Source organism: Tolypothrix sp. FACHB-123 (assembly GCF_014697075.1).
Classification (GTDB): Bacteria; Cyanobacteriota; Cyanobacteriia; order Cyanobacteriales; family Nostocaceae; genus Aulosira.
This window is the reverse complement of the sequence record NZ_JACJRE010000064.1, coordinates 27,937-40,666: the sequence shown is the minus strand read 5'-3', so window position 1 is coordinate 40,666 and position 12,730 is coordinate 27,937. Positions and strand designations below refer to the sequence as shown.

At 37.8% G+C, this 12,730-nt stretch carries 11 protein-coding genes; 5 read left to right on the top strand and 6 right to left on the bottom strand.

From position 1 onward, the window contains the following. Positions 1-436: 436 nt before the first annotated feature. From H6G41_RS28435 to lgt, 3 genes are all read right to left on the bottom strand, one after another. Positions 437-790 carry a phenylpyruvate tautomerase MIF-related protein gene (locus H6G41_RS28435; protein WP_190750922.1) on the bottom strand — a complete coding sequence of 118 codons (354 nt, stop codon included), beginning with the start codon at positions 788-790 and terminating at the stop codon, positions 437-439. Between the two features lie 114 nt (positions 791-904). Then, a complete protein-coding gene (gene cobM / locus H6G41_RS28430; RefSeq protein WP_190750920.1) occupies positions 905-1,714 on the bottom strand; it encodes a precorrin-4 C(11)-methyltransferase in 810 nt (269 codons plus the stop codon). Positions 1,715-2,096: 382 nt separating this feature from the next. After that, positions 2,097-2,972 carry a prolipoprotein diacylglyceryl transferase gene (gene lgt, locus H6G41_RS28425; protein ID WP_190750918.1) on the bottom strand — a complete coding sequence of 292 codons (876 nt, stop codon included), beginning with the start codon at positions 2,970-2,972 and terminating at the stop codon, positions 2,097-2,099. 343 nt (positions 2,973-3,315) lie between these two features. On the opposite strand from lgt, the gene coaD reads away from it, so the two are divergent. The 4 genes from coaD to H6G41_RS28405 all read left to right on the top strand — a co-directional run bounded on the left by coaD (position 3,316) and on the right by H6G41_RS28405 (position 5,899). Further along, positions 3,316-3,867: a pantetheine-phosphate adenylyltransferase gene (gene coaD / locus H6G41_RS28420; protein ID WP_190750916.1), complete on the top strand. Its 552-nt coding sequence runs from the start codon at positions 3,316-3,318 to the stop codon at positions 3,865-3,867. After that, complete coding sequence (locus tag H6G41_RS28415) at positions 3,777-4,445, top strand: DivIVA domain-containing protein (RefSeq protein WP_190750914.1); 669 nt, start codon at positions 3,777-3,779, stop codon at positions 4,443-4,445. The genes coaD and H6G41_RS28415 overlap by 91 nt, the downstream gene beginning before the upstream one ends. 299 nt (positions 4,446-4,744) lie before the next feature. Then, positions 4,745-5,089: a Ycf66 family protein gene (locus H6G41_RS28410; protein ID WP_242038082.1), complete on the top strand. Its 345-nt coding sequence runs from the start codon at positions 4,745-4,747 to the stop codon at positions 5,087-5,089. A 75-nt stretch (positions 5,090-5,164) separates the two neighbouring features. Beyond that, on the top strand, positions 5,165-5,899 hold the full coding sequence (locus H6G41_RS28405) for a DUF554 domain-containing protein (RefSeq protein ID WP_190750912.1): 735 nt from the start codon (positions 5,165-5,167) through the stop codon (positions 5,897-5,899). 14 nt (positions 5,900-5,913) lie between these two features. Here H6G41_RS28405 and H6G41_RS28400 read toward each other — a convergent pair whose 3' ends face one another. Beyond that, a complete protein-coding gene (locus H6G41_RS28400) occupies positions 5,914-7,248 on the bottom strand; it encodes a response regulator (protein ID WP_190750910.1) in 1,335 nt (444 codons plus the stop codon). Then, the gene (locus H6G41_RS28395; protein WP_190750908.1) at positions 7,245-10,001 is read right to left on the bottom strand and encodes a hybrid sensor histidine kinase/response regulator; all 2,757 of its coding nucleotides are present in this window, start codon (positions 9,999-10,001) and stop codon (positions 7,245-7,247) included. The genes H6G41_RS28400 and H6G41_RS28395 overlap by 4 nt, the downstream gene beginning before the upstream one ends. Before the next feature lie 571 nt (positions 10,002-10,572). On the opposite strand from H6G41_RS28395, the gene H6G41_RS28390 reads away from it, so the two are divergent. Beyond that, positions 10,573-11,214, top strand: coding sequence for an iron-containing redox enzyme family protein (locus tag H6G41_RS28390; RefSeq protein WP_190750906.1), 642 nt, complete (start codon positions 10,573-10,575; stop codon positions 11,212-11,214). 161 nt (positions 11,215-11,375) lie between these two features. Here H6G41_RS28390 and H6G41_RS28385 read toward each other — a convergent pair whose 3' ends face one another. Continuing rightward, on the bottom strand, positions 11,376-12,722 hold the full coding sequence (locus tag H6G41_RS28385; protein ID WP_190750904.1) for a TldD/PmbA family protein: 1,347 nt from the start codon (positions 12,720-12,722) through the stop codon (positions 11,376-11,378). Between the last annotated feature and the right edge of the window lie 8 nt (positions 12,723-12,730).

Genomic DNA, 12,730 nt, shown 5'->3' with positions numbered 1-12,730 from the left:
GCTCGGCTTATGGATTTAGAAACTTTGAAAACTTCCGAATTAGATGCTTGTTAAACTGGCATTTTGATTGTTAGTTTAGCATAACAAGTACTAAAGAACCAATTAATAAATTCTCAGGAGCTACTGATTATAGTGTTCCCTAGAAATTGCTCATATAAACAGTTTTCAATGTAATTAGGTAATTATTTCTATAAATTACTGACAATAACCAAACGAGAGAAACTAGCTGGCTTCTATAGCTATTCTGAGTTAAACAGTCAGATGCTTTTGATATATCAAATCAATGTGATTCCTATCACTTTTATTGAGTTATAATACCTAAATTAATTAATAAAATTAAGGATTAATAAAAAAATAGGGAGATAAAGCACTACTGATTTACGTGTAATATGTGCTTATCCCCTGTAAGTTTTATCAGTTGTAATTAAATCAGTATCTAACCAAAGGTTGTACCATTCCAACCCCACATCGCACCTTTGCTGTCTGCAAATTCAATGTAAATACGATTTTTTGGTATACCTAGAGATTGGTTAATTTGTTGACAAAAATCCTGACTCATACTTTGAGTTTGGTCAGGTTTCATTGAGCCGATACTTTTAATTTCAATATAGCAAACAGGGTCTGTAGTTCCAGCAAATGTCATGGGAATTTCCGGTTCAAAAGCCGTCATTACATAAGATTCCGGTTTTCCCAAGTGCTTGGCTAATTTTGCCGATAAGCTTAACAGCATTGCTTCAACTTCAGATTTTTCCGGCGTAGATACAGAAGTTTGTACTTTAATTAATGGCATAGTCAAAAATTCAATAATCAACAGTCAATAGTATTTAGTTTACCGAACCTGAGAGTCGCATAAGATAAATGACTACTGACTACTGACTACTAACTACTGACTACTGACAATTAACTAATGATGGGATGACCGAAACAAATGTTGATGTTCAGGATGATATAAACGCGATCGCCCTGTTGCTGGTGAAAGTGCTGGACTGATAATGTAAAGTGTGGTGCGAATTAACTGTTCTTTGTGGGTACAGTCAGCCATCTCCTTTAAGGGAACCACTCGAATTTTTTCATCAGGCCAGCCGACACGGAAACAAATTGCTACTTGGGTGTCGCTGGGATAATGTTCTAGTAACTTGGCTTGCGCATCTTCGACATGACGCGCACTCAAATATAAGCACAGGCTAGCTTGATGTGCGGCGAGTGTAGCTAATTCTTCACTGACGGGGACTTCAGTCCGTCCACTGATACGGGTAAGAATAATAGTTTGCACTAAACCCGGTACAGTTAATTCAACCTGTAATTTAGCGGCTGCGGCTTGAAAGGCGCTAATACCAGGAATAACTTCAAAAGGGATATTCGCCTCAGATAGCAGGTACATTTGCTCATGGATAGCGCTATAGAGACTGGGGTCACCAGAATGCAGACGAACCACAGATTTTTGCGATCGCACTCGCTCTATCATCAGCGGTACAATCTCTTCTAAAGTTTTATTCGCCGACCGAATAACTTCCGCATCTGGACGACAAAGATCCAAAATTTGTGCGGGGATCAAAGAGTCCGCAAATAAAATCACATCCGCTACAGCCAGAAGTTTTTGTGCCTTTACCGTTAATAAATCGGGATCTCCAGGCCCAGCACCCACAATGTAAACCCTCGGTTCTACAGGCTGCAATGTTTTTGGGTCACATGTTATGGCAGTAAATTCACTCATAAAAGCATATACTTCAATTCTGCAAAAAAAATTTTTGATAAATTTTCAGTGTCTCTCCGGATAATCTCTATTCCTCTAGTAGAGAGTAATGGTAGATGCACCCTGGTTAAGCCCTGGAGAACCCTCTGGGGCATTTTTTATTTTTTGGTCAATAGTCAATAGTCAATTGTCAGTTGTGAGGCCGTGCGTTGGGGAGCCACTGCGTTGGACGGGTTGCCCGACTTGTTCGCCGGAGGCGTTCCCGCAGGGTAGCAAGTGGCGTCGGGTTCCCCGACTTGTAGACGCGGAGCGGCTTCCCGCAGGGTAGCAACTGCCGAACTCGTAAGAGTCAGTTGCGATTGATTAACAGCCAACCGTTAACCGTCAACCGTCAACTATCTCCTCATTCCCCGATTGCGCCGTTACTTCTTGGGCTAGAAACGACATCTGGTAAAGGACGTTTCGCTAAGTAAAGCCAAGCTAATCCCGCTAATCCTAAAGCAATCCCGATTAAACTCACAACTTGAGCCATCCTTAAAGGGCCTAGCATTAAGCTATCAGTCCGCAACCCTTCAATCCACAAGCGTCCTAAGCTGTAAGTTGCCAAGTATGTGAGAAATAACGTACCTATCTTTAAGCGTGGTTTTCCTTGCAAACTGCGAAAAAACAAAGTTATCAGCAAGGCGAACACCATTAAATCCCACAAAGATTCATAGAGGAAGGTGGGATGAAAGTATTCATTATCAATAAAATCTGGGGGACGACGATCCACTGGGATATACAACTTCCAAGGTAAATTGGTAGGATCGCCAAACGCTTCCGAGTTAAAGAAATTTCCCCAACGCCCGATCGCCTGCCCTAAAATTAGCGAAGGCGCTACTAAATCTGCTAGTTGCCAAAAAGAAACTTGCTTGAGTTTGGCAAATATTAATGCTGCTACCAAGCCACCTAAAATCGCCCCATGAATCGCAATCCCCCCTTGCCAGATAGCGATAATTCGCTCTGGATGCTGGGCATATTCTGGCCATTGAAACAAAACGTAATATAGCCTGGCTGCGGGAATTGCCCCAATCACCAACCAAATCGACAAATCGCTGAGTAAGTCTGGGTTAACGTTACGGCGCTTTGCCAAGTACTGGGAAAGACTGACACCAATTAACACTGCTGAGGCGATTAATAAGCCATACCAGCGAATAGTTATTGGCCCAATTCTCCAGAGAATAGGGCCTGGAGAAGTAAATTGAAATGCCAAAGGCAATGTGGAAATATCCAGTGCCATGCAAAAGTACCTAGCTAAATAACTAAAATTATTAATCAGCCTGAGCAGTTTCCCATCATGAGGACAAGAAACCAGGGGCTTTGAGTATATAACTAATTAGAGCAGGTTTTGCTTTGCGGTAAAAACCTATCTATTAGTCAGCTAATCACGATAAAATCTCACAACCAAACAAGCAAATCTCTCCTTACCTCATGCCCCATACCTAACGATAAATATACGTAGTTAATAATAATTACTTAGTATCGTTAATTTCTCTAACAAAAATAATACTTCCCTTAGATGTCATGGGTTTATCAGCAGGTTCCGATATAATCACCTACATAACTTTGATGTATCGAAGACTGTGATTGCTATTTACCCTGGTAGCTTTGACCCGATTACTTTGGGACATCTGGATATCATACAGCGGGCTAGCCGATTGTATGACCAGGTGATTGTGGCTGTTCTTCGTAACCCCAATAAAACACCGCTGTTTACTGTGCAGCAAAGACTAGAACTAATTCGTGTATCTACACGACATTTGCCCAATGTCGAAGCAGATAGCTTTGATGGTTTGACAGTCAACTATGCTCAAAAGCGACAAGCACAAGTTTTATTAAGGGGTTTAAGAGCAGTTTCCGACTTTGAAATTGAGCTACAAATGGCTCATACTAATAAAACTCTTTCTACCCAAATAGAGACAGTTTTTCTAGCCACCTCCAATGAGTATAGTTTTTTAAGTAGTAGTGTGGTAAAAGAGATTGCAAGGTTTGGTGGCTCCGTCGATCATCTCGTTCCCCCACACGTTGCTTTAGAAATATACCAATGCTACAACCACAACTCTCCAATGTTGAACCCAATCACAACGGAAGCAATCCCCCCGCTGAAGACTATCCCGAAGGAGCGGGAACCATAGATCTTCAGGAGGAACTCGCTCGCCTTGAGGATATTATCGTTAGCGGATTCCGAATTCCATTAACTGGACGTACTTTAGTTGATGATGAAAAGCTGTTAGAGCAGCTCGATTTCATTCGGGTTTCTTTACCATCAGTTTTTCAGGAAGCAGCATTAATCCTCGATCAAAAAGAGGAAATTTTGCTGGAAGCTGAAGAATATGGCCAGCAAGTTGTTGAGGCGGCGCAAGCTAAACGCGCTCAAATCTTGGCGGAAAGCGATATTATCAAGCAAGCAGAACGCGAAGCTGAACAGCTAAGACGACAAGTGCAACAAGAATGCGACGCCATGATGCAAGAAACTCTGGCGGAAATTGAGGAAAAGCGCCGTGCTTGTATGCAAGAGTTAGAAGAAATGCGACAAGCTGCGATCGCTCAAGCTCAACAAATCGAAAATGGTGCGGATCAATATGCTGATAGCGTCCTAGAAGGTATTGAACAGGATCTTAAAGATATGTTGCGAATTGTTACCAATGGCAGACAAGAACTGCGAGCAGAAATGCCTCCGCAGCGAAATTCTCCGCCACCTAAGAAAAGATAAACTTGATGGAGGTTGCAAATATCACAAAACTGTGTTAATAAAATCAAAATTAAAAATCAAATTATGTCCGCACGGTAAGAATTATCGCTATTAATTAGCGGTGAATTGAATCTGTATAAGCTGTCTTTGTGCTTAAAGTTAAGAAAATACTTTGTTGAGAAAACAATTTTAATTCTTTTTTAGCGAGCAAGTGGAAGGTATTTTAAATTCATGAATTTCCGTAAGTTCGTAGTGAAATATGACTGCGAACTTATTTATTTTTTGAGTAAATTTATTACATAAATTATAGGTAAAAATATATGATGCCAAGTTTCCAAAATCTAGTTTTGATGCAAGTTAATTTCGGTTTTAATATAGCTAGCTTGCTAGGAATAATATATATAATTTTTGGGATATTTTACATGATTTTTATGGTAACTTTGCTATTTAGACGGGCTAGCAGCCTTAATGGTATAGCTTTTGTAATTTATCTGCTGCAAGCTTTATTAGTACCAAGTGTTATGTTGCTTGTAGGTTTTATTTTTGTTTTTCAAGGCTGGCGATTAGATCCGATTTTACAATTTGCTCAATTCTTATTAACTATATTAATTATTTACTTTAGCGTGAAAGACTTGCTGGTAAATGAAATTGAGAGAAATAGATGATGTTAGTTAAAATAGGGGCTAGAGGAGAAGTTTTTATGTTTTGTCAAGAAATTTAACTATAGGGAGTGGAATGAAGTGACGCTAGATTTTTGGGTGCGAACTAACGGCACTTGGATCAATGCTATCAGTATTATTGCAGGTACAATTAGCGGACTCTTTTTAAAGAAGCATCTTCCCGCAAAAATGCAGCTGATAATTACCCAAGGAGTAGCGTTAATCACCATATTTATTGGTTTGCAAATGGCTGGTAGTTTAACGCAAGTGAAAAATACTCGCGTCGATGGCATAGTATTAGGACTAATTGCGATCGCAGTTGGGGGAATTTTAGGCGAGTGGTGGAAATTAGAAGAAAGACTCTATTCTTTAGGCGACTTCATTAAAGCACTTTTTCCCGCAAGCGGCAATTTTACAGATGGTTTTGTGGCTAGTAGTTTATTATTTTGTGTCGGGCCAATGGCTTTAATTGGCAGTTTTAACAATGGTTTAACCGGGAATAACAATATATTAATGCTCAAAGCCACAATGGATGGCATCAGCGCGATCGCACTTAGTAGTAGCTATGGTATCGGCGTAGGATTTTCCGCCGTCATCCTACTTTTATATCAAGGTAGTGTCTCCCTCATCGCTGGATTGTTAATCCAAGTCTTACCCAACCCAGCCAATCATCCCTGCTTGTTATTAATTACAGGTGTAGGTGGCTTAACAATTCTCGGATTGGGATTAAACTTATTGGCAGTAACCCAAATCAGAGTCGCTTCTTTACTACCAAGTTTACTCATTGCACCTCTACTTTATTTATTTCTGAAATAGGCAATCATTGACTATTAGCTTACTCCTTTACTTGCCATAACTGGAATAGTAATTATAAACTCTGACCATGCACCAGGTTGAGAATTTACTTCAATTTTTCCCTGATGTTCATCAACAATAATTTTATGGGAGATTGCTAAACCTAATCCCGTACCTTTCCCAGTAGTCTTAGTTGTATAAAGATATTCAAAAATTTGTTGCTTAATATGTTGTGGCATACCAGTGCCATTATCTTTAATAGAAATTATTGCATATTGCTCATCCTGACTGAGATTTGTAGTCACAGTAATGCAATTTGGTTTAGCTTTAATTTCGGCAAAACTTCTGCCTTGATTTGCCTCTTCTAAAGCATCGATGGCATTAGCGAAAATATTCATAAAAACTTGACTGATGGGACTTGGTAAACATTCAATTAACGGTATTTCGCCATAATTTTTAATAACTTGAATTTCCGGACGATCCTCATTAGCTTTTAAGCGATGCTTGAGAATTAACAGCGTGCTATCTAAACCTTCATGGATATCAAATAGTTGCTTTTTTGCTGTATCACTACGAGCAAAGCTGCGTAAACTATGACTAATATTAGTAATCCGTTCAATGCCAATTTCCATTGAATTGAGCAGTTCGGGAAAATCTTTTTTGATATATTCTAAATCAATAGATTTAATGGTTTTTTGAATTACCGGACTCGGTTGGGGACATTCTTGTTGATACAAAGCAATCAGTTTAAATAAATCCTTGAGGTATTCTTGAGCAGGAAAAATATTACCAGCTACAAAACTGATGGGATTATTAATTTCATGTGCTACTCCAGCAACTAAATTACCCAAGGCTGACATTTTTTCATTTTGGATTAGTTGCAGTTGCATAACTTGCATTTGCTCCAGGGTATAACTCAGTCTAGCTGTTCTTTGAGCTACCCTTTTTTCTAGTTGTTCATTCATACTGCGTAGTTCTTGATTCAGGTTACACAGTTGTAAATGTACGTTGACTCTAGCTAAAACTTCTTCTTGTTGAAATGGTTTAGTAATATAGTCAACTGCACCTAAAGAAAAAGCTTTAACTTTATGTTCGGTTTCATTTAAAGCCGTCATAAAAATTATAGGGATATTTTGAGTGCTAGGCAGATTTTTCAGCCGTTGGCAGGTTTCAAAACCATCAATTCCTGGCATCATGACATCCAATAAAATTAAATCTGGAGTTATTACTGCCAATTTTTCTAAAGCACTCTCGCCACTTTGGGCAATAAAGACTCGATATCCTGCTGATTTTAAACAATCAAATAAAACTTTAATATTAGTAGGATTGTCATCCACAATCAAAATTTGGTTGGGTTGAGTTGAATTCATGATTTAACCTCCGCTATTGCCTGTTGAATAAATTTAACGATCGCGCTTTCGTTCATCTCCTGTAGCAGTTGTAGTAATTGCGCGGCAAAAGGCTCGTAGCGTCGATCTAATTGAATTAGGTGCTGTGCTGCTTGTTCTAGGGTGTCAATATCACCCATGCGTGCTGCTAATTGCAGATTTTCCAATTCTTGAATATCCGGTAAGACTAAAGCGATCGCCTGATTCGCAGTATCATTCACAACAATAGGCACAGTCTCAGCTTCGCGAATCCAGGTTAAACCCAAGTGAACACTCAACTGTGACAGCAACTCATCAGATTGTATTGGTTTGGGTAGAAATTCATTGCAACCCGCAGTTTGGCTTTGTTGGCGGTTAAAATCAAAGACGCTAGCAGAAGCAGCAATAATTATGGTGTGCTGAAATTGGGGAAGCGATCGCAATTTTGCTACCATTTCTAATCCATCCATCACAGGCATTGACAAATCAGTAATGATACAGTCTGGTTTGTGTATCATAGCTTTGTCTAATCCTTCCGCACCGTTACTGGCTTCAATGAATTCAAAATCTAGTAATCCTAATAAATGGGAAATTACAGAGCGATTTTCCCAGCGATCGTCAACTATTAAAATCTGTCGTCGTTTGCCTTCATAACCAATAATGTTTTCAGTAGAGGTTTGCGGCGGAATTTCTCGCCACTCAGCAGCCGCAACCACATCTACATCAAACCAAAAGGTGCTACCCTCCCCCAAAGTACTTTTGACTTGGATTTGACTACCCATCAATTCCACAATCTGCTGACTAATTGCCAATCCTAACCCTGTACCATCAGCCATTCGCTGGCGATCGCCAACTTGCTCAAAAGGTATAAAAATTTTGTCTAATTGCTCTGGTGTCATCCCTACTCCCGTATCTGTGACTTCAAAGCGGAGACAATACTTAGCCTGAATTGATTCATTTATAACACTGACCCTCAGTAAAACACTACCGCGATCGGTAAACTTAATAGCATTCCCCAACAAATTAATTAATACTTGCCTTAACCGTTTTTCATCAGTATGGATGAACTGAGGCAATTTATTCACGGCTTCATAACTAAATTGAATATCCTTTTGTTCCGCACGAATGCGGCAAATTTCCACAATACTATTGAGAAAGCTATTAAATTGAAAATCTTGATTTACTAGTTCTAATTTCCGCGCTTCTATTTTAGAAAGGTCTAAAATATCATTAATCAATGTTAATAAATGAGAACCACATTGGTAAATAATATTGAAAGCATCTAATTGCTTGGCTGTAGATTTCTTGTCTCGCTGCAAAATTTGCGCGTAACCCAAAATGCCATTGAGAGGAGTTCTTAATTCATGGCTCATATTGGCTAGAAATTCACTTTTAGCTGCATTAGCTGCATCAGCCATTTCCTTAGCTTCTTGGAGTTCAGCAGTTCGTTCTTCAACCCTTTGTTCTAATAACAAATTAGTTTTTTGCAGAGTTGCAAAAGCATTTTGCAATTGTCCAGCCATACTATTAAAAGCTATGGTTAAAACACCTAATTCATCCTTTCGCTGTGTAGGAATTGTTTGCCCAAATTCCCCGTTAGCAAAAGCCGTTGCGGCATCTTTTAGCTTAATAATTGGTTTTGTAATCCAGCGAGCCGTGAGAATCCCAACTCCTATAGATATTAGTAAAGCTAACAATGATAAAATCAGAGTATTCCGATTATTTTCATAAATCTGCCCCATAAAATCTGCTGCGGGAACTGACTCTACCACCAGCCAATTCAAACCAAATTTATCTTTCCAAGGAGCAATTTTGACAAAAATTATTTCTTTATTGTCTACAAATTGTAGATGTTCCTCTCCTTGGATGTTGTAAAAATCAAAGTTAGCTTTTAAATATTGAGATGTCGCCTTGATTAGTTCGTCATCACTTTCTTCTGCTTTTAATCGGAGAATCTTGCCATTTTCATACTTAAATGGCGGCTGAATATTAGAATTAGCTACTAGAAATCCGTTACGTTCTAAAATAAATACTCTACCATTGGGGCTAATATTGATATTTCTTAAAAAATTGCCAATCGAAGACAGCTTTAAATCTGTTCCTAGCACACCAACTAAACGATTTTGTTGATTATATACTGGATAGCTATAAGAAATAGAAATAATCCCTAAATTTTGCCATTGGTAAATCTGGCTCCAAATCGGTTTACCAGCTTTCACTGCATCCGTATACCAGGGATCTAATAAAGGATTAATATCACGAGCTTCTAATTTATTATCCCTAGAACCATCTGGTTTTAGGTTATAAACATACATTTTTTTATCAGCCGTAGCATCAAAAACTTCTAGATTGAAATTAATTAGATTGTCACCTTTTTTTTCTTTCAGAATCCCGGTGAATTTACCATTTGCATGACCAAAATTTATATAACTAATATTAGAATTTTTAATTTGGGCATAGAAATATTTTTCTAATTTATCTGAATTTTGATAATCTAAAACTCCAGATTTGATTAAATCAGCGTTAATTTGATTTAACTTTACCGGATCTTTTAGGTAAGAGTCGAGATGTAAAAACACCTTAGAATTCACTTCATTTTGCAATTTAATGACTAAATCATTAACGGTTTTTTGTCCATTTCTAAATGAAAAATATCCTACTAATCCCACAGTAACGCAGATTTGTATGACAAAAGGCACAATTAAGATTGTGCGTATAGGAACCTTGCTTAATCCGTTTTTTATGCTTTGTTTCATGATTTTTCGCAGTTTGGTCATGCTCTTAGTAAAAATTCTTCAATGAGGATGATTTTGCTCCAGGTATCGCCGAGTTTATGCGTAAAAATGTCTTTATTGTAACTAAGTATTCGAGAATTTATTATATGTATCATCAAAAATCTTGATGACTATATTATTCACACGCTATTGTGATGCAAAAATTAATTTCTCCATCAAATCTCCAATCTATCTATAGCATTAGTATTTGCTGATTGAAGAAATTCAGTAATACTCAAAAACGCTAATTTTGTAGCTCCTACTCTTCCTTCGCACCTCAAAGCTGTTGGCGAAAGTAATATCAAATGTTTTAGGGGGAATTTCTAGAGCAAAAAAACTGAGCACAATATATATCTGAATTACGAACCAAATTATTTTATTTAAGCTTTAAAGTTGTGAGAAATAAACCAGTAATTCTTTATCAGATAATCACATTGAATAAGTAATGACACCATTGGTAGATATTTGATTTATTGCTTATATTTTAGAGATATTCAGGCGAAAAATCCTGGATATGTTGCTTGGTAAGTCAACACATATATTTGGAGTATCTATGTTACTGTCGATAGAAAATATTGAAGATGTTCTTCGCTTGGAATTCCGCAAGCAAGTTGTGGAACCAGGGATTAACGATGCGGTCACATTTTTACGTCGATGGTCATATCTTTCGAGTCAAGTTGTTCGCTTACATGGAGCAGCGTTAGCTAGAATACATATTCCAGATATCCAATATTTGTTAGCAGAAATAGCTTACGGTGAATGTGGTTCTGGAAATAGAAGTAAAATTCATAGCAAATTACTGCTGGAATTAATTAATCAATCTCCTAATGCTCAACTTATTACTCAAAAGATAGATCCATTTTTAGCCCAATTTTTTGAACACACCATCAGTCATTTATCCCAGATGAGTCAGGATGAAGCGATTGGATTTATTGTCGGCTTAGAAGCTCCTGCATACGATATTTTACATTTACTCAAGCAATCTTTTATAGCTGTAGATATACCAGAAATAGATGTATTGCAATCAGAGTATTTTATTATCCATGATGCAGTAGAAAAAGAGCATCAACAATCAGGCCATGAAGCGATAGAAATTATCATGGCTAATGGTTGTCAATTAAGCAAAATTCACAAAGGTGGAGATTATGCAATTAATTTCTTAATTACGATGGTAGGTAATGCAGTTACTGTTTAATTTCATCCCAACTACTGTGAAAGTACTAATTTTGAGAATCAGGTTGTATTCCTAAACTTTATAATGTTCCCTATTATTTTTTGCTATGGCTGTTGACTGTTGATAGACTTAAAAGCCTAGCTCTGCTTGAAGTTTGAATTTTGCTTTGTGCTGTTGGTTAGCTACAGAGTATATGTAAAATCTTCTACCAACATTCCGGGAACCAGGCTACCTCCTAGTTGACGGTTTTCGTAAGTTCCAACTTCAGGGATAAATTCTTGAAAATTAGTCAAATCTACTAAATTATCTCCCCAAAAGCGATAGAGACTTTCATCAAAACGCAGGTTTTCAATAGGAGCAATAATTTCGCCCTTCTCTACCCAAAAGCAAGCATAACGGGTCATACCTGTAATTCTACCTGTAGGGCGATCGCTCCAATTTAAATAATGTAAATTTGAGACATATAAGCCTGTATCTAAAGTCAGTAAAATCTGCTCAAAAGCTAAATTACCCGGACTGACTTCAAGCGCGCGTAAGCTTTCATAACTATTCGCACCGTTTGCTGTTTTTTGATATTCTTTAGCAGTCCGAGAGTTAACTAAACTATTGATTAAATATCCTTTGGCAATTATAGGTAACTCTGGTTCTGCCATTTCTCCTAATTCATTAAATCGCGGCACTAACCCTAGCTGAAAGTTTTCTTTTAAATTAAACTTAGGGGAAAGTAATTTTTCTTCGCGGGATAATGTAGCTAATGAACTATTTCCTTGTTGGATATCGGCTTCACTCACACCCCCCCAAGAAAGCATATTTACTAAATCGGCAACTGCGGCAGGTGCGAAATAAGTTTTATAATTGCCTCTAGGTATTTCCTTTGTAGTTAAAGAAAGTAATTCTAATTGTTTTTTATCTTCTTGAATTCTCTTTATATAAGCAGATTCATCCCAGTTACTACCTGCAAAAGTACCTTTAACTGCTTGCCCTGATGGTTTAAATAGAGAATAGTCTAAGGTAAATGTATCGGTAGTAAACCAATGTTTTTGTCCTTGGGAATCGCCATAAGCTTGAACCACAACACCGCCGGCATATATTCCTGTAAAATCTAGGTCAGCAACTAATTCTAGGATTGTAGGTACTACCGCTTCATTAGCTAACAATTTGCCAGAATGTATTTCTCTACTAGTATTATTTCCTGATGGTAAAACCAGATAGGGATCGACAGGTAAAAAGCGAATTTCTTCCCGTAATTCTTGTAAAGCTGTGTATGCTGTCTGCCAATCAATCTCCCAATTTCCAGTGAAAGGAAACTGACGCATACTAGTGCGTTGCTCTTCCATTAAAGTTAGTTCAATCCAACCATCAGCAACATAACCAGTTTGGCGGACTTTCGCATGATTAAACCTTGTAAATTGACTCCGCTCGCTGTTGAGTTTAACTGTGAATTCTTCAGTTGCAGTTTTTTTGATGAGGAGAGTTTCAATTAGCTGGTTAAAGCTGGTTTCTAATGCAGATAATTCGTCAATTTTCATGAGCAGGG